Source organism: Asticcacaulis aquaticus (assembly GCF_028550415.1).
GTDB lineage: Bacteria > Pseudomonadota > Alphaproteobacteria > Caulobacterales > Caulobacteraceae > Asticcacaulis > Asticcacaulis aquaticus.
In genome coordinates this window covers 243,457-259,520 of record NZ_JAQQKX010000002.1, presented here as the reverse complement: position 1 = coordinate 259,520, position 16,064 = coordinate 243,457, and the positions used below count along the sequence as shown (strand labels likewise).

17 protein-coding genes are annotated in these 16,064 nt (G+C 62.5%); 7 read left to right on the top strand and 10 right to left on the bottom strand.

The features are described from left to right. The first annotated feature begins 41 nt into the window (after positions 1-41). Entirely contained in the window at positions 42-869 is an 828-nt protein-coding gene (gene cysE, locus PQU92_RS04405) for a serine O-acetyltransferase (protein WP_272746990.1), read from the top strand. Here cysE and PQU92_RS04400 read toward each other — a convergent pair. After that, positions 866-1,564: a hypothetical protein gene (locus PQU92_RS04400; RefSeq protein WP_272746989.1), complete on the bottom strand. Its 699-nt coding sequence runs from the start codon at positions 1,562-1,564 to the stop codon at positions 866-868. The genes cysE and PQU92_RS04400 overlap by 4 nt on opposite strands. A 216-nt stretch (positions 1,565-1,780) precedes the next feature. On the opposite strand from PQU92_RS04400, the gene PQU92_RS04395 reads away from it, so the two are divergent. Both PQU92_RS04395 and PQU92_RS04390 read left to right on the top strand, forming a co-directional pair. Further along, positions 1,781-1,981, top strand: coding sequence for a DUF3126 family protein (locus PQU92_RS04395; protein WP_272746988.1), 201 nt, complete (start codon positions 1,781-1,783; stop codon positions 1,979-1,981). An 81-nt stretch (positions 1,982-2,062) separates the two neighbouring features. Further along, positions 2,063-2,428, top strand: a complete 366-nt coding sequence (locus PQU92_RS04390; RefSeq protein WP_272746987.1) for a hypothetical protein — start codon at positions 2,063-2,065, stop codon at positions 2,426-2,428. 15 nt (positions 2,429-2,443) lie between these two features. Here the strand turns inward: PQU92_RS04390 and PQU92_RS04385 are convergent, their stop codons facing one another. The 6 genes from PQU92_RS04385 to rpmH form a co-directional block, all read right to left on the bottom strand. Next, on the bottom strand, positions 2,444-3,250 hold the full coding sequence (locus PQU92_RS04385) for a heme-dependent oxidative N-demethylase family protein (protein ID WP_272746986.1): 807 nt from the start codon (positions 3,248-3,250) through the stop codon (positions 2,444-2,446). Next, positions 3,250-3,663 (bottom strand): hypothetical protein, encoded by a 414-nt coding sequence (locus tag PQU92_RS04380; protein ID WP_272746985.1) that lies wholly within the window; start codon positions 3,661-3,663, stop codon positions 3,250-3,252. The genes PQU92_RS04385 and PQU92_RS04380 overlap by 1 nt, the downstream gene beginning before the upstream one ends. Positions 3,664-3,719: 56 nt before the next feature. Then, positions 3,720-4,382, bottom strand: coding sequence for a ribosome biogenesis GTP-binding protein YihA/YsxC (yihA, locus tag PQU92_RS04375; protein WP_272746984.1), 663 nt, complete (start codon positions 4,380-4,382; stop codon positions 3,720-3,722). Positions 4,383-4,579: 197 nt separating this feature from the next. Beyond that, positions 4,580-6,526, bottom strand: coding sequence for a membrane protein insertase YidC (yidC, locus tag PQU92_RS04370; RefSeq protein ID WP_272746983.1), 1,947 nt, complete (start codon positions 6,524-6,526; stop codon positions 4,580-4,582). A 24-nt stretch (positions 6,527-6,550) separates the two neighbouring features. Continuing rightward, on the bottom strand, positions 6,551-6,889 hold the full coding sequence (gene rnpA / locus PQU92_RS04365; RefSeq protein ID WP_272746982.1) for a ribonuclease P protein component: 339 nt from the start codon (positions 6,887-6,889) through the stop codon (positions 6,551-6,553). Between the two features lie 115 nt (positions 6,890-7,004). Further along, complete coding sequence (gene rpmH, locus PQU92_RS04360) at positions 7,005-7,139, bottom strand: 50S ribosomal protein L34 (RefSeq protein WP_023461964.1); 135 nt, start codon at positions 7,137-7,139, stop codon at positions 7,005-7,007. A 222-nt stretch (positions 7,140-7,361) separates the two neighbouring features. On the opposite strand from rpmH, the gene PQU92_RS04355 reads away from it, so the two are divergent. Further along, positions 7,362-8,981, top strand: coding sequence for a sensor histidine kinase (locus PQU92_RS04355; RefSeq protein ID WP_272746981.1), 1,620 nt, complete (start codon positions 7,362-7,364; stop codon positions 8,979-8,981). 186 nt (positions 8,982-9,167) lie between these two features. Here the strand turns inward: PQU92_RS04355 and pip are convergent, their stop codons facing one another. Next, positions 9,168-10,163: a prolyl aminopeptidase gene (gene pip / locus PQU92_RS04350; protein WP_272746980.1), complete on the bottom strand. Its 996-nt coding sequence runs from the start codon at positions 10,161-10,163 to the stop codon at positions 9,168-9,170. A gap of 108 nt (positions 10,164-10,271) precedes the next feature. Between pip and PQU92_RS04345 the strand changes: the two genes are divergently transcribed. From PQU92_RS04345 to PQU92_RS04335, 3 genes are read left to right on the top strand one after another with little or no spacing between them, the layout of a single operon-like run. Next, positions 10,272-11,489, top strand: coding sequence for an MFS transporter (locus tag PQU92_RS04345; protein WP_272746979.1), 1,218 nt, complete (start codon positions 10,272-10,274; stop codon positions 11,487-11,489). Between the two features lie 59 nt (positions 11,490-11,548). Continuing rightward, positions 11,549-11,770 (top strand): ribbon-helix-helix domain-containing protein, encoded by a 222-nt coding sequence (locus PQU92_RS04340; protein WP_272746978.1) that lies wholly within the window; start codon positions 11,549-11,551, stop codon positions 11,768-11,770. A gap of 3 nt (positions 11,771-11,773) precedes the next feature. Beyond that, positions 11,774-12,118 (top strand): type II toxin-antitoxin system RelE/ParE family toxin, encoded by a 345-nt coding sequence (locus PQU92_RS04335; RefSeq protein ID WP_272746977.1) that lies wholly within the window; start codon positions 11,774-11,776, stop codon positions 12,116-12,118. Here PQU92_RS04335 and dgcA read toward each other — a convergent pair. Both dgcA and PQU92_RS04325 read right to left on the bottom strand, forming a co-directional pair. Continuing rightward, a complete protein-coding gene (gene dgcA, locus PQU92_RS04330) occupies positions 12,115-13,077 on the bottom strand; it encodes an N-acetyl-D-Glu racemase DgcA (RefSeq protein WP_272746976.1) in 963 nt (320 codons plus the stop codon). The genes PQU92_RS04335 and dgcA overlap by 4 nt on opposite strands. Beyond that, positions 13,077-15,887: a tipN gene (locus PQU92_RS04325; protein WP_272746975.1), complete on the bottom strand. Its 2,811-nt coding sequence runs from the start codon at positions 15,885-15,887 to the stop codon at positions 13,077-13,079. Before PQU92_RS04325 ends, dgcA begins: the two co-directional genes overlap by 1 nt. Positions 15,888-16,064: the final 177 nt, after the last annotated feature.

Sequence of the window (16,064 nt, the reverse complement as noted above, 5' to 3'; positions counted from 1 at the left end):
TCCCACTTTTCGGGATGCGCTTTGGTAATTTGAGGCCCCTTATGGCGCAACCGTTCGAAGTCATCACCCCCGCCGACACGCCGATCTGGTTGTGCCTGCGTCAGGAAGCGTCCGACGCCATCGCGGCGGAGCCGGGTCTGGCCTCGCTGCTGCATTCGACCATCCTGTCGCACGACGATCTGGCCTCGGCCCTGTCGTACCATGTGGCGCGCAAGATGGGCGACGACACCATGCGCGGCATGACCGTGCGTGAAATGGTGCAGCGCTATTACGAGCGCGATGCGTCGCTGGTCGATGCTGCCGAAGCCGATCTTCAGGCCATCTATGAACGCGACCCGGCGGCCAAGGGCTATCTTCAGGCCTTCATGTTCTTCAAGGGCTATCTGGCAATTCAGGTGTACCGCATCGCTCACAGCCTGTGGCAGGACAATCGCATCACCATGGCGCACCTGCTGCAAAGCCGCGTGTCGGAGCTGTTCCAGATCGATATCCATCCGGCGGCGCGTCTGGGCAAGGGCATCTTCATGGACCACGGCACCGGCATCGTCATCGGTGAAACGGCGGTGGTCGGCGACGACGTGTCGCTGCTGCACGGCGTGACGCTGGGCGGGACGGGCTCCGAACAAGGCGACCGTCACCCCAAGATCGGCAAGGGTGTGCTGCTGGGCGCCGGGGCCAAGGTGCTCGGCAATATCGAGATCGGCGATTATGCCAAGATCGCGGCGGGTTCGGTGGTGCTCAAGCCCGTGCCGTCGCACTGCACGGCGGCGGGTGTGCCGGCGCGTCTGGTCAACTGCCAGACCTGCGCCGACCCGGCCAAGTCGATGGACCAGACCCTGTCGGATGTGGTGTACGACTACGTGATTTAGGGCTTCTCGTCCGTTGCGCACTTGCCCGGGCCGCGCATCTGCGTCGCCCAGAGCGGTTCGATATAACGGCTGCCGTCGTAGAAGCCTTCGCAGTCCTTGCGGGAGCGGCTGTTCGTCTTGTCGCCGCTGAAATCGAGCGAAATGGCGATGGACTGCGTTTTGCCGCCGCGCATCAGGCGGGGACGACCATAGCCGTAGCCGGGACCATAGGCATAGCCCGGCCCATAGGACGCACCGTACCGGCCATAACCGCCGTCATAGGGTGCGCCGTAGCTATCGTAACCGTAACCGTAACCGTAGCCGCCGTAACCGTAATCGTAATCGTCATAGACAAGGACGCCGTTCCTGCCGAAGTCGGTCTGACCGATGGCGATACCCAGCGTGCCGGTTTCGCCGATGGGAATTTCGGTCGCCACATAGCCGCTGCGGTAACCGCTGGTGCCGATGCTGACGCCCATCTCGGTGCGGATGCGGCGCTCGATGACGGGCAGGGCCTCCACCTGATCCAGGATACGGGTTTCAAGGCTGATGGGGGTGGTTGTGGCGTCGGCCTTTGCGGCCGCGATCTCGGCTTCGGTCGGCAGGCGCGTGCGCGTGGCGGTGACCACGGCCTCGTCGCTGTCCGCGTGAGCCGACGCCGCGCCCGACAGCAGGGCAGCGCTAAAGACAACGGCAGACAGGCGCGACAGGATCATGACATACTCCGATGGTGCACCCTGCACCGGCACTGGAACGGAATTAAGGCCGCAGCTTATCCTTTTTGCAAGCGGGGAGATTCTCGGGGAATATCGGTCCTTCCCGTTTGCGCTCAAACGGCTTAGCGGGTAAGACCACACGCAGAATTTATCCCCCACCGGGCGTTTTCGTGCTTTGATCGCAGCGCTCAGGAACCAATCACAGAAGGGCTAACCATGAACCCCGTTGAACTGACCAAGGTGCAGACCTACCTGACAAAGACCTTCGGCACCAAGGGCCTCGATGTCCGCGCGCGCAAGCAGAAGGATTCGGCCGAGGTCTATATTGGTGAAGAATTTGTCGGCGTCGTCTATGTCGACGAGGACGAAGAAGGCTCCTACACCTTCGAGGTTCCGATCATCAAGGAAGACCTCTAACAGGTTTTTTAACATAACGACGTGTTGTCATTCCGGGGGTGTAGGTCTAGGATTACCGAAACCGCACCATCGGAGGAAACCATGATCCGTCAAAGCCTTATCGCCGCCGCAGTGCTTGCCGGCGGCGTTTTGCTGTCTCACACGGCCACGGCGCAGCAAAAGAAGCAACCGGGCGTCAAGGCCGCCGCTATGACCCCGCCCAACGGCAAGTATCAGTGCTATAGCGGGGCAGGCGGGAACCTTAAGCTCAATTTCGCAGCGGGCAACAGTTACAGCAACGAGCAGGGCAAGTCGGGCAAATATACGGTCTCGAAGGACGGCCTGATGACCTTTACCAACGGGCCGTGGGCCGGGTTCTACGCCAAGGTCATCGGCCCGACCAAGGTCGGTCTGACGTCGAAGCCGGAGGCTAATTTCTATCAGATGACCTGCGATCTGAAGAAGTAATCCCCCGCAAACGGGTCAACCCCGCAACCGTCGCAACAGTCGCTCGCGTTCCCACGTCAGCCCTTTGTAATCCAACTGCGTGTCTATCAGGGCTTCGATCTGAGTGATCAGGCTTTGAGCGATGGCGTCGCGGTCGGGGTGTGCGTCGAGGGCCTCCAGCGGCGTCAGATGGATGCCGATAGTGAATAGCACGGCGCCGGTGTCCGGCAGCTTATGCAGGGTCTGACGCTCGACGCGGATGAACACAGTGTCGGCGTCCGGGCCGTCGCCGAAGCGCTGTGGCGGTGAGACGTGCGGGTGATGCAGGGTGTCGTTGCCATAAAGCGACCAGTTCCAGCGGATCACCGGCTCATCTGGGCGCAGGTTGTCGAAGATGCGCTCGATGACGGCGGCATTGCGCGTGCCTTCGCTGAAATCCGGCACCGGGGTGTGGACCTCGTGCAGAACCTTGCCGAGTTTCTCGGTAATCGACCACGAGGAGGGGAAACAGATCGCGCCTGCCATCAGCCGCCACCCTTCGGGTGATTTTTGCAGGAGGGCGAGGTCTTCGGCGACAACCCGTGCGGCGGCCAGCAGCGGTGGTTCGTTGGGCGTGTCTGCGGACAAACCGAGCGTGGCGCGGATCAGGTCGTAGGCTTCGGTCTGCGCGGCTTCTGATCCCGGTTCCGCCCCCCATACGGCGTCACGCGTATCCTTGAACAGGCGCGCTTTCTCCGCCAGATAGATCGGTAACCGCTCGTCCCGCTCCAGCCACGGCGTATCCCTCAGCGGCGACAGGCCGATGCGGAAAAGGGGCTGCGAACCGTCGTAGGGGGTGTGCATCAGCAGACGTCGAAGCCCTTTACATGCACGGTTTTGCGCATCCCCCTATGCGTAACGGTCAAGGTTCCGGATAAATGAACGACGGTCAATCCGTCGCCATCGACATCTGTTTCCTTAAGCCGGGTCGTTACGCGCGTTTGTCCATCATCGGACAGCATGGCCTGCGTACCCGCGCGGCTTTTCAGGGCGACCGGCACGCCATCTATACGTATTTCGGCATAATTGCCGGTGGTATAGTAGAGCAGGGGTTTATGACCATCGGCATCCGTCCTGGCGTCAAGGCGATGCAGGCCAGTGAAGCAGTCGCATTCACAATTCTGATCTGCATTCAGGTCGTAAACGCGAAAACTGCCAGCATGAGCAGTCGTCGTCATCAGGGCCAGACCGGCGGCGATACAAAGCACCTTTTGCATGATAGCTCCCCCATTATGCGCAAGTCTAACATGGGCGACTAGCTTGCAACAGATGGCTACGGCAAGACCTCGCAGGTCGTCATGATCTCGGCGCGCAGTTCGGGGATGCCGAAGCCTTTTTCCGACGAGGTCGCCAGCACGACCGGGTGGGCCGCGGGACGCTTCTTGATCTGGGCCTGCGTCTTCTCGATAACGGCCGCAAGCTCGTGCGGCTTGATCTTGTCGGCCTTGGTCAGGACGATCTGATAGCTGACGGCAGCCTTGTCGAGCGCGTCCATCGGCTCGTTGTCGACCTCTTTCAGGCCGTGGCGGGCATCGATCAGCAGATAGGCGCGCTTGAGGCGAGGGCGACCGCGCAGATAGTCGCGGCCGAGGTTCTGGAACGATTTGACGGTGGTCTTTGACGCGCGCGCCCAGCCGTAGCCGGGCAGGTCGACCAGGCGCAGCTTTTCGTCCAGCACGAAGAAATTGACCTCGCGCGTGCGGCCCGGCTCGTTGGAGGCGCGCGCCAGATGGTTGTGACCGGTCAGGGCGTTGATCAGGCTCGATTTACCGACATTGGAGCGCCCAGCGAAGGCGACTTCGGGCAGGTCGTCGGGCGGCAACTGCTCGATCTTGGCCGCGCCCATCATGAAGCGCGCCTGACGGGCAAACAGCACACGCCCGGATTCGAGGGTCTCTTCGGAATACAGGGCAGCGTCTTGGGGTTCGTCGGTCATGGCGGGTGCCTTAAAATACATATACCTCCCTGCCTTTGGCGGGGAGGGGGACCGCGCCTGAAAGGCGTGGTGGTGGGGTGTCTTTGTGGAAGTTCAGCGGGGGGAGGCTGATAAAGCAAGAACCCCCACCACCACATCTCACCACTGCGTGGTTCGTGCGGTCCCCCTCCCCAGCAAGCTGGGGAGGAATGAATCCGTTAGTCTTTCTTCGGCGTCGTGCGGGCGCGCTTAGTGCCGCCAGCCGTTTTCGGCTTCGAAGGTTGAATCACCTCGCCTTCGTGGATCACCTCTTCGGCGACCTCGATGGTGTGGGCGGCCTCCGACTTCGGCTTGGTTTTGGCGACCTTGCCGAGGAAGGTGTCGATCGGGTTTTCGACGCCCATCTGACGCATCAGGGCGTATTGCTGCGCCACGGTCAGGACGTTGTTCCAGATCCAGTAGATCAGCAGGCCCGCGGCGAACGGCGCCATGATGAAGGTGAACATGATCGGCATGAGCTGGAAGATGCGGCGCTGCATCGGGTCCGGCATCGGCGGGTTCATGCTCTGCGACAGGGCCATGGACGCCCCATACAGGATCGGCAGGATGCCGATGTGCAGCGACGTCCCCATCAGGCCACCGATGAGCGGTATGGTCGCCGGGTCGTAGGGCAGAAGGCCGAACAGGTTGAACAGGGTCGACGGATCGCGCGCCGACAGGTCCTGAATCCAGCCGAAGAACGGCGCGTGGCGCATTTCGATGGTGACGAACAGCACCTTGTACAGGGCGTAGAAGACCGGGATCTGCACGAAGATCGGCAGACAGCCCGACATCGGATTGACCTTTTCCTTCTGGTAAAGGTTCATCATCTCGATCTGCATCTGCTGGGCATTGCCCTCGTGCTTCTTCTTCAACTCCTCGACCTTGGGCTGGAGGAGCTTCATCTTGGTCATCGACTCGTAGGACTTATGCGCCAGCGGGAAGAAGATGAGTTTCACGATGACGGTCAGGCCGAGGATGGCCAGGCCGAAATTGCCGAGGAAGCCGAACAGGTGGTCGAGCACCCAGAACATCGGGCGCGTCAGGAACCAGAACATGCCCCAGTCGATCGCCTTGTCGAAGGCAGGGAGCTTGTATTGTTCCTGATAGGCCGACAGGAGCGAGGCCTGCTTGGCGCCGGAATAGATCTTGTAGCTGATCGAAACCGGCTGACCCGGCTGAATCGTGACGGGTTCGGCGACGTAACCGGCCTGATAAAGGAAGTTGAAGTCCTTCTCGTCGGCCGGGGTCTGGTCGGTCGCCTTCATCGCGGCGTGGATCTTCGTGGTCTGATCCGGGATCACCGCGGCCAGCCAGTACTTGTCCGTCAAGCCCATCCAGCCGCCGGTCGAATCGGCCTTGTAGGCCTTTTTCTTGGCGTCCTTTTCCCAGTTATGGAACTTGAACTCCGGGACTGTATAGCCCTTGTCCTTCGAAAACGCGCCGATGCCGCCTTCGTGCAGGATCATGTTCTTGCCGAGCGTGGCGGGTGCGCCCTGACGGATGATATTGGCGTAGGGGGCCAGAGTCACGGCAGCGGCGGTGCCGTTGATGACCTTGTCCGTCACCGTGATCATGTACTTGTCGTCGAGGCTGAGGGTGCGCTCGAAGGTGAGGCCGGTGCCCGCATCATAGCCCAGCACGACGGTCTTGCCGGGGCTGAGCACCGTGCCGGACAGGACCGTCCACACGCTGTTGCCGGCGGGGACGCCCGCCACGTTCTGACCCACCCAGCCGGATTCGGCATAGTAGGCGTGTTCGGCGCCCTGAGGCCGGTACAGCTCGACCAGCGGGGAATTCTTGTCCAGCGTATCCTTGTACGACTTGAGATACAGGTCGTCGATGCGCGCGCCGGACAGCGACAGCGAGCCCTTGAGCGCGGGCGAATCGATCTGAACGCGCGGCGTCTGAGCCAGCGCCTGGTCGCGCGGCAACCGGCCCTCGACATACAGGCTTTCCGGCGTGGCGACGGCGGCGGGCTTGGCGGCCTCGGCTTTTTTCGCGGCCATGGCGGCGGCGCGTTCCTTCTCCAGCTTCGGACCCTGCACGAAATACTGGTATCCGAACAGGATCGCCAGCGACAGGGCGAGGAAGATGAACATATTGCGGTTGTCGTCGCGCTTCATGGACGGCTGCACTCTAAATAGCGGTTAAACTTTGGGCGACAGCCTTATCAGGGCGCGTTTGACATCGTCAAGCAAACCTTGCCAGTCGCAGGATTTGGTCGCGTCGCGGGCGATGAAAACGTAGTCGTGGCCGGGACGACCGTGTTGCGGCAAAAGCGCGCGGGCGGCTTCGCGCATCCGCCGCTTGGCGCGGTTGCGGGCGACGGCATTGCCGGTCTTTTTGGTGGCGGTAAAGCCGATGCGCATGTCCTCGGTCCCATCGCTGCGCGCACGGCACTGCACCACGACCGAAGGCCGTGCCTGATAAGGGGCCTTGTTGGCCGCCAGAAACTCTTTGCGCTTTTTCAGGTGAGGCAGGGACATGGGTTTGTTCTTATACCTCCCCAACAACTTGGGGCGGTATGATTGAGGGACAAACAGCAAAAGAGGCCCTCGAATCGCTTCAAGGGCCTCTTTTAAAGCTTTGGCGCAGACGCGATTAGGCGGTCAGGCGCTTGCGGCCCTTGGCGCGACGACGGGCGACGACCTTTTGGCCGTTCTTGGTAGCCATACGGGCGCGGAAGCCGTGGCGACGGGCGCGAACGAGGCGGCTCGGCTGGAATGTACGTTTCACGGTTGAACTCCGGGGTTAGGTGCAATAGCCCTAACTGACGAGCTATCGTTTAAAAAGAGGCGCGTCGATAAACCGCCAGACAGGTCTTGTCAATGGCTGTGTGCCGGGATTCGTCTCTACCGAGAGGAATCTTATGCGCCCGGTGCAATTTCCCACGCGCGGCTTCACGAATGCGTGTTACAATGTTTCCAATAATCTGAAAACACCTCCGCCGACATATTTATGGACCTGTCCGACATCGCGCCTTCCGCTCTGAAACGCCCCGTCTCACGGTTGAGGGTACGGGTCGCCGCGCGTGAAGAGGTGCCGGCATCGGCGCCCGGCGGCAAGCGACGCAAAAATTTCCGCCAATGGCGGCGTGCGCTGGGTGAGCGCCTGACGCCGTCGGGTCCGGGTTTCCGCCGCTTTCTGAAAAGCCTGCAATCCTATTTCGGCGGCCTGTCAGGGCATTTGCTGCTGCTGACGGCCCTGTTCGTGGCGGTGATGGTGATGATCATCCTCGTCCCGTCGCTGGCCTCTTATCAGGAGCGCTGGCTGATCGACCGTGTACGTCAGGCCGAAATCGCCTCGCTGGCGCTCGATGCCTCCGCCGAAGGGGCGGTATCGAAGGACCTGTCGTCACAACTGCTGGAAAGCGTCGGGGCGTCGTATCTCGCCCTGCAAAGCAACGGCATCCAGTTTGTCCTCCGCGATCCGGAAGTCACCGTCGAGCCCGATACGGTCGACATCCGCCACATCGACCGCGGCCTGAGCGACGACGCCGCCTATCTGTGGGGCCCGTGGAAGACCTTCTTCTCGCGTCCGGACCGTGTGATCCGCACCGAAGCGACGCCCAAGGTGCGCAAGGGCACCGACCTGATCCAGATCGACGTGCCGGCAGAGCCGCTGAAGCAGGAACTCAAGGCGCATCTGGGCTCGATCCTGCGCATGTCGATCGCCATTTCGCTGGTCGCCGGGGCACTGGTCTTCGCGGCCCTGTCGTTCTTTATCGTGCGCCCGATCCGCACCCTGACCAAATCGGTATCGCGCTTCAAGGAAAACCCCGAGGATGTGACCGTCGCGCCCAAACTGTCCGGGCGTCGCGACGAGATCGGGCAGATCGAGGAAGAGCTGTTCGCCATGCAGGCCGAGGTCCGCCACGCGTTGAAATCGCGCGCGCGGCTGGCGGCGCTGGGGCAGGCGGTGTCGAAGATCAATCATGACCTGCGCAACATGCTCACCGCCGCCCAGATGGCGTCCGAACGTCTGGCCTATTCCGGCGATCCCAATGTGACTAAGGCGTTGCCGCGTCTGGAGCGGGCGCTGGACCGGGCGCTGACCCTGGCGCAGAATGTGCTCAACTACGGCAAGACCGACGAAATCCCGGCGCGTATCCAGATTATCCGTCTGAAAGACCTGTCCGAAGCCGCCGCCGAGGACGCCGGTTTGAGTTTGAACAACAAGACGCCGGAACGCGTGCGTTTCTCGCTCAAGGCGGCGCAGGGTTTCTATTTCGAGGCCGACCCGGACCATCTGCACCGTATGCTGGTCAATCTGATGCGCAATGCCCGTCAGGCGATCGAGGGCCAGCCGAACCGCAAGACCTTGGGCCGCGTGACCCTGAGTGCGGTCAAGACGGCGGACGAGGTTATTCTGGTGCTGAGCGACAACGGTCCGGGGATACCGGAGCGCATCCGCGACAAGTTGTTCCAGCCGTTTTCCGGGTCGGTGACGCCGGGCGGTTCGGGGCTGGGGCTGGCGATTGCACGGGAACTGGCGCAGACGCATGGCGGCGATGTGCGCTTGACCGAGACCGGTCCGCAAGGGACCTCGTTCGAGATACGCATCCCGCAGAAGGGGTAGCCTCTTCTCACTCCTCCCCAGCTTTGCTGGGGAGGGGGACCATCAAGCGAAGCGCAGATGGTGGAGGGGTATCTTGCGGCGGTTCAGCGTAGGCTGTCTTAAGAAAGCAAGAACCCCCACCACCACATCTCGCTGACCTTCGGTCATCTCGTGCGGTCCCCCTCCCCAACAAGTTGGGGAGGTATGTTAAGCCGTCAACACAGCCACGGCCTCGTCCGCCGCGCGGACAAGCCCGTCGAGAATACCGGGATCTGATGACGAGTGCCCGGCCTTCTTCACCAGATTGAACCGCGCTTCGGGCCACGCCTTGTGCAGGTCCCACGCCGAGGCCATTGGGGTCACCACGTCGTAGCGGCCCTGAACGATCCACGCGGGAATGTGCCTGATCTTATGCACGTTCTCCAGCAGCCAGTTATCGGTCTCGAAGAAGCCGCCGTTTTTGAAATACCACGACTCGATGCGCGCGAAGGCGACCGCAAAGTCCGGTTCGGCGAACTTGGTCGGGTTTTCGGACGGCCCTTCGATCGACAGGGTGTCGCCTTCCCAGCCGGCCCAGGCCAGCGCGCAGCGCATCTGCTCGTTGCGGTCGTCGCCGTTGAGGCGCTTGATATAGGCGGCCATCATGTCGTTGCGCTCGGCTTCGGGGATTGGCGCGACAAAGCGTTCCCATACGTCAGGAAATATCTGGCCCGCGCCGCCCTGATAGAACCAGTCGAGTTCGGCCTTACGGACAAGGAAAATCCCGCGCAGGATCAGGGCCCTGACGCGATCCGTATGGCGGATCGCATAGGCCAGCGACAGGGTCGAACCCCACGAACCGCCGAAGACGACCCACGTATCGATCCCCAGCTTTTCACGCAAGGCCTCCATATCGGCGACCAGATGCCAGGTGGTATTGTCCTCCAGCGACATGTCCTGAGACGCATGCGGGCGCGATTTGCCGCAGCCGCGCTGATCGAACAGGATGATGCGATAGGCGTCGGGGTTGAAGTAGCAGCGCAGGTTCGGGCTGGTTCCGCCGCCGGGACCGCCGTGGACGACGACGACCGGAATCCCTTGCGGATTACCGCTTTGCTCATAATAGATTTGATGTTTGCCCCCCGCGGGCATATAGCCGTAATCATAGGGCTCTATCTCGGGATAGAGGCCTTTGGTCTGGGCGGCGAGGGCTTGATCGGTCATCGGGTTCGCTTTGGACAAGATTTTAGTGATCGCGATATTTGTAGTCGAAAACCGGTTCCCACTTTTCGACATATCGCTTGGGAAGTATCGGGCGATCAAAGACTTATTATGCGCAAGGATTCAACCCTTTTTCCCCTGACCACCCTGCAACGGCAGGGAATTTTTTACGCCCTCATTTTTATCGGTTCGGGCGCCAGTCTGCCCTATATGCCGCTGTGGTTCGCCGACAAGGGCATGACCGGGGCGCAGATCGGCTTTATCCTCGCCCTGCCGCTGCTGCTGCGCGCGGTGACCGGGCCGATCATGGGAGTATGGGCGGAAAAGTTCCCGCTGTTTCGCACCCCCGTGATCTATCTGGCGGCGCTGGGCGGGATTTTCTACGGGCTTCTGGGGGCGTGGCCGCTGTTTCAGGACGGGCGGTTTGTCGTCTTCGCGCTGGTCTGGTGCCTCGGCTATAGTTGCATCACCTCGATCAGCCCGCTGCTCGACGTCATGACGATCCAGATGTCGAAGCGTGAGGGGTTCAACTATACCTGGCCGCGCGCCATCGGTTCGGCCTCGTTCATCGCCGCCAATATCGCCGTGGGTTACGGCCTGAACTGGCTGGGGGTCGATCTGATACAGGTCTGGGTCGTCTGCCTGTGCTTCGCGGCCATGCTAGCGGCGGCCTATGTCCTGCCGAAGGCCGTGCGCCATGTCGATGGGCCCGTAACCGAGGCCGCAGCGGTGCCGGCGGGTTCGGGCTGGACCAAGATCAGGGCGCTGATCGGCAATCCTGTGTTTGTTTTGTTGTTGATTGCTATGGGCTGCATTCAGGCAGCGCACGGATTTTATTATGGTTTTTCGACGATCATCTGGAAAGGGCAGGGACTGGACGGCGCCACCTGTGGCTATCTGTGGGCGACGGGCGTCGCAGCAGAGGTCGTCTTTCTGGCGCTGGGGTTTCGTATCCGCAATCGCTTCGGCTCATGGGCCCTGCTGGTCGCAGCGGGGGCGTTAAGCACCCTGCGCTGGGTGGTGATGGGCTTTGCGCCGCCCTTATGGGTGCTGTGGCCATTGCAGACCCTGCACGCGGCGTCGTTTGCGGCCTGCTATCTGGCCGGACTCGACCTCGTCAACCGCATGGCCCCTAAGGGTTCGGAAAGCCTCGCGCAAACCCTCAACGCCGCCTATGTGACCGGCGTGATGATGGGGCTGTCGACGCTGAGTTCCGGGCCGATCTACGACGTGCTGGGCGGCGGGGGCTATTTCGTCATGGGCGGGTTGGCGGCGTGCGGGTTCGCGATCGCCATCTGGCTTTACCGCAAGCAGGTTATGACGGCGTGACATTTATTGACATAAGAGGCGTTTGAGTGGAAAATCGGAGCTTAGACAGGAGCATTCCCATGGCCGCCAGCCTGCACGTCAGCCTTCCGGAAACTATGCGCGCGTTCGTTGATAAACGCGCGTCCTTTGCGACACCGAGCGAATACATCCGCGACCTGATCCGCAAGGATATGGAACGCGTCGAAGTCTATCAGTCGATACTGCGCGGCGTGGACGAGGCCGAGCGGGGGGACTTCGCACCCGAAGACTTTTTGGAAAAACTCAAGGCCGAGTATAAATAGGCTGTGGGGCAATACATTCTGACGCGCAACGCTGCTCGTGAAGTTCGGACGATTGCGTCATGGACCGAGCGGCAATGGGGCAAGGCGCAAGCCTACAGCTACATTGAGAGCCTTGAAGCAGGCTTCAAAACCCTCGGCGCGTCAACGGGACGCGTTCGTTCACGTCGAGATGATCTCAGCGGTCTGGATATATTTCGCATTCGTCACCACTATGCCGTCTATCAGGTTCTTGATGAGGATCGGGTAGCAATTCTCGCCTTACTGCATGAGCGAATGGATGTCCCTGCACATTTGGAAGATATAAAACGGCGCAGCAAGGCGGAACTGGATGCTTTGCGACAACCCTAACCCCACAACGCCGGTTCCGGCGGTGACAGGATCGAGCCGGTGACCTTCAGCCCGTGGTCGCGGTCGCGCGCCAGGAGCAGAGGGCCGTCGAGATCGACGAAATCCGCGCCCTGGGCCACGATCATTGCCGGGGCCATGCTGAGTGACGTCGCCACCATGCAGCCGACCATGACCATCAGGCCCTTGTCTTTTGCGGCCTGTTTCAGGGCCAGCGCCTCGGTCAGGCCGCCGGTCTTGTCGAGCTTGATATTGACGCAACTATATAACCCGGCGCAGTGGTCGAGCTCGGCGCGGGTATGCAGGCTTTCATCGGCGCACAGCGGCACCGGGCAGTCGTAACCGTAGAGTGCCTCGTCCTCACCGGCCTTGAGCGGCTGTTCGATCAGGACGACGCCGAGGCGTTTCAGCTCCGGCGCGATGGCTTTCAGGTCGGCCAGCGTCAGGCCTTCATTGGCGTCGACGATCAGGCGCGTATTCGGGGCATTGGTACGCACGGCCTCGACGCGGGCCAAGTCGTCAGGTCCGCCGATTTTCAGCTTCAACAAGGGGCGGCGCGCATTGGCATAGGCCTGCGCGCCCATGGCTTCGGGGGTGTCGAGGCTCAGGGTAAAGGCGGTTTTCAGCGGCGACAAGCTCTTCAAACCGGCGGCCTTGTAGGCTGCGATGCCCGACTGCTTGGCGCGCAGATCCCACAGGGCACAGTCGAGCGCATTGCCCGCGGCCCCTGGGCGCATGACCGGCTCGATCCCGGCCTCGACCTGCGCCCGGACGGCTTCCAGTTCAGCCACCGCGCTGTCGAGCGTCTCGCCATACCGGGCATAGGGCACGGCCTCGCCGCGACCGGTGTGGGTGCCATCGGAGACTTCGACATAGAGCACGTGCGCCTCAGTCTTTGAACCGCGGGCAATGCTGAATTTCCCGGCGATGGGCCAGGCTTCGGTCGTGATGTTCAGTTTCATCAGATCAGGTCGCTGATGGCCGCATCGAACAGCAGATAGGTGCGGCCGACATCGGTAGCCAGCACCTCGCCCAGAGCCGTGCGCGGATCGCGGGTCAGGAGGGCGATATTGATCTGACGGTCGTAGAAGGTGACGAACTCCTGCGCCTGTTCGCGCAGGGGCATGTCGGTGGTCAGGCGACGGCTCAGGCGGCGGATGGCGGCCGGCGCGATGCGTCGGATGACCAGACGCGCCCCTTCATTGTCGTCGGCGACGATGGCGGCGATGATTTCATCGACGCGGGCGCGGTTGAGCAGGGCATTGGTATCGACGCCCATGGCCGCGACTTCGCCGATCATCAGGTCGTCGAGATTGTCGTAATCGCCTTCGGGTTCCACCGGCTCGGGATCGGGGATCGGCGGCGCGCGGCGCGAAACAGGAGCCGGTTGCGGTGTCGGTTGACCTTCGCGGCCTTCCATGCCGTTGAGCAGGTCGCGCCACGACCAGCCTTCCTGCACGCTGGCCGGACGGGCGACCGAAGGCCGCGATGAGGGCGGCGTCGGGTTGGGCGTTAGCGGCGCTTCGAGTGGATCGAGGCCGACGCGCGGGCGCGAGCGCTCGATAGGCCGTTCGGTGCCCAGATTGCGGCGTTCCTGACGCGGCATGTCCTTCGGTTTGTCGAAGCGCTCGACGTAAGGGTTCGGCGCGGTGGGGGCGGTCGGCAACGGTTGCGAGCCCAGAACGCCCATCAGGCGCACGGCCTCGGTCAACATTTCGTAGTTACGCTTGACGCGATCCTGGAACGCCTGATCGACGCTTTCGGTTTCCTGAGCGGCCTTTTTGGCGGCTTCGGTCATGGCAATCAGGCCGTCTTCGACCGCGCGGCGGATTTCCTCCAGCCGCGACTTGGCCTGTATCGGTAGCTCGTCGGCGCGGGCATTGAGTTCGTTGAGCGCGGCATCGACCTGCTTGATGCCTTCGCGCGCGTGGGCAAACGACCGATCCAGCCGGTCCGCGGCCACGGTTCCGGCGTCGTCGATCAGATTGGCCGAATCCTCGATCAGGCGTCGCGCGGCGACGAAGCGCGAATCGAACGCCTCATCGGCCTTCTTGCCCGCTTCGAACAGCGATTCGTTGAGGCGATCGACGCGGCCCTGCGCGGTGATGGCGGCGGCATCGGCGGCGCGGCGGGCGTCTTCGGCGGCGAGGTTGAGTTGCTCCAGCGCGTGGCGCGTTTCGTTGATCATCTCGTCGCGCGCATCGGCGGCCATGACCGAGATGTTCGACAGGGTCGAATGGATGCGCGTTTCGAACGCCGTGCGCTCGTTTTCGGCGCCGTTGAGCACCTGACGGAACTGCTCCTGCGCGTGGAGGACGAGGTCACGCAGGACGTCGACGCCGCGCGACGAGGTTTCGCCCAGCTCGACGGTGGCGGTGCGGGTGACGGTCAGGGCTTCGCTCAGTTGGGCGCGCTGGTTTTCCAGATGGACGGCGAAATCCTCCTGATCGGCGCGCAGGCTGAGGGCGGCGGAGACCAGTCCGGCGCGTTGCTGCGACAGGCCTTCCTCGACGCTGCGGATCTGATCGGCGACGCCAGCCCCGGCGGTTTCCAGGCGCAGGGTCTGACGGTCGAGGTCTTCGGTAATGACGCGGGCGGTATTGTGGGCGTCCGAGGCGGCGGTGGCCAGATCGGCAGCGCGGGCGGCCAGCGCCGCTTCGGCTTCGCGAAGCTGGGTTTGCGCGAGGTCCGACGCATCGGCGACCATGCGCGCCTGACGGTCGACGGCCTCGATAACGCCCTGCGCCTGCACGTCGAGCTGCTGACCCATGGCGATGACGGCCTGACGCTCACTGGCCAGCGTGCCGGTGATATGCTGGGTCGACCCGCGCGCGTGTTCGGCAGCGGCCAGCAGCGCCTCGGTCTCGGTCTTCAGGCGCTGACTGAGGTCATCGAGGTCGCCATGCGCCAGACGCACGGCGCGCACGGCCTGCTCGACCTGTTGGCGTAGCGAATCGACCAATGCCGTGGTTTGGGACGCGGCTATAGAGGCCGGGGCGACCATGGCGTCGGCCAGAGCCGCCGTGCGGCGGGCTTCGCGCGACAGGGCAGCCGCGTGGCGCAGGGCAAAAGCGGTGGCGACGATCAGGCCGATGGGGAACAGAGCCAGCGCGCCGAGGATCACCAGACGGAAGGGCTGCGTCGTAAAGGCGGCGAGGTTGCTTTCGGCCCCCAGAACGAAGGCCGTCAGGCATAGCGCCCAACCCAGACTGATGACCGTGACACCGCCCCAGAACAGGCCGCCGGAGCCGCCCGAGACCTTCATCACGCCTTCCGGCTTGACCTTGATGGCGGCGACGTCGGTCGGCGTCTCGGTCTTGACCTGCGGACGATAGGCACCGGGCTTTTGTGCTACCGGCGCGGACGGTTCCGGCGGCGGGGTAAGCGTCATGAACTCCGGTTCAGGGGCCATCGCGGATTCGACCGCCACCGGCTCGGGGCCATATTCGGGTTCCGGCAGAGGGTCATAGGCCGTGGGCGCATCGGCTTCCGCTGCGGGAGCGGCGTCCGGTGCATAGTCCGGCTCGGCGATCAGGGTCGCTTCGGGCAGGGTCGCTTCGGGGGGCGTATCAGCGGTTTCGGACGCCGTGGTGGCTGTACCCACGATGTCTTCGTCACCGAGGCGCGACTCCGGGATGTCGAGGTCGTCTTCACCCTCGGTGTCCGACAGCTCCGCTTCCGGCGCTTCGAGGTCCTGCGGTCGGCGGGAACGGACGCGGCCGCGAATCTCCGAAGACGTCAGATTCAGAGGGGGGCGAATGCGTGATTTCATCGATACTGTGTCCTGCGCCGTCACCCTTCGCGACGCGAAGGGCAGGGGTTCTCCCATTAGGCGAAACGCTAGCCGCAGATCGTCCTTAACGCAAATATTTGTTGCGCCGGGAATTTAGATTCTGAATTTAGATTTGCGGTGTTCCCAGAGGATTCTCCCAGAGGACTTTCCTTGGGG

Bases quoted from the DNA above. Each gene is read 5' to 3' on its own strand.
- cysE (WP_272746990.1), top strand. From the start codon at position 42: ATGGCGCAACCGTTCGAAGTCATCACCCCCGCCGACACGCCGATCTGG.
- PQU92_RS04400 (WP_272746989.1), bottom strand. From the start codon at position 1,564: ATGATCCTGTCGCGCCTGTCTGCCGTTGTCTTTAGCGCTGCCCTGCTG.
- PQU92_RS04395 (WP_272746988.1), top strand. From the start codon at position 1,781: ATGAACCCCGTTGAACTGACCAAGGTGCAGACCTACCTGACAAAGACC.
- PQU92_RS04390 (WP_272746987.1), top strand. From the start codon at position 2,063: ATGATCCGTCAAAGCCTTATCGCCGCCGCAGTGCTTGCCGGCGGCGTT.
- PQU92_RS04385 (WP_272746986.1), bottom strand. From the start codon at position 3,250: ATGCACACCCCCTACGACGGTTCGCAGCCCCTTTTCCGCATCGGCCTG.
- PQU92_RS04380 (WP_272746985.1), bottom strand. From the start codon at position 3,663: ATGCAAAAGGTGCTTTGTATCGCCGCCGGTCTGGCCCTGATGACGACG.
- yihA (WP_272746984.1), bottom strand. From the start codon at position 4,382: ATGACCGACGAACCCCAAGACGCTGCCCTGTATTCCGAAGAGACCCTC.
- yidC (WP_272746983.1), bottom strand. From the start codon at position 6,526: ATGAAGCGCGACGACAACCGCAATATGTTCATCTTCCTCGCCCTGTCG.
- rnpA (WP_272746982.1), bottom strand. From the start codon at position 6,889: ATGTCCCTGCCTCACCTGAAAAAGCGCAAAGAGTTTCTGGCGGCCAAC.
- PQU92_RS04355 (WP_272746981.1), top strand. From the start codon at position 7,362: ATGGACCTGTCCGACATCGCGCCTTCCGCTCTGAAACGCCCCGTCTCA.
- pip (WP_272746980.1), bottom strand. From the start codon at position 10,163: ATGACCGATCAAGCCCTCGCCGCCCAGACCAAAGGCCTCTATCCCGAG.
- PQU92_RS04345 (WP_272746979.1), top strand. From the start codon at position 10,272: ATGCGCAAGGATTCAACCCTTTTTCCCCTGACCACCCTGCAACGGCAG.
- PQU92_RS04340 (WP_272746978.1), top strand. From the start codon at position 11,549: ATGGCCGCCAGCCTGCACGTCAGCCTTCCGGAAACTATGCGCGCGTTC.
- dgcA (WP_272746976.1), bottom strand. From the start codon at position 13,077: ATGAAACTGAACATCACGACCGAAGCCTGGCCCATCGCCGGGAAATTC.
- PQU92_RS04325 (WP_272746975.1), bottom strand. From the start codon at position 15,887: ATGAAATCACGCATTCGCCCCCCTCTGAATCTGACGTCTTCGGAGATT.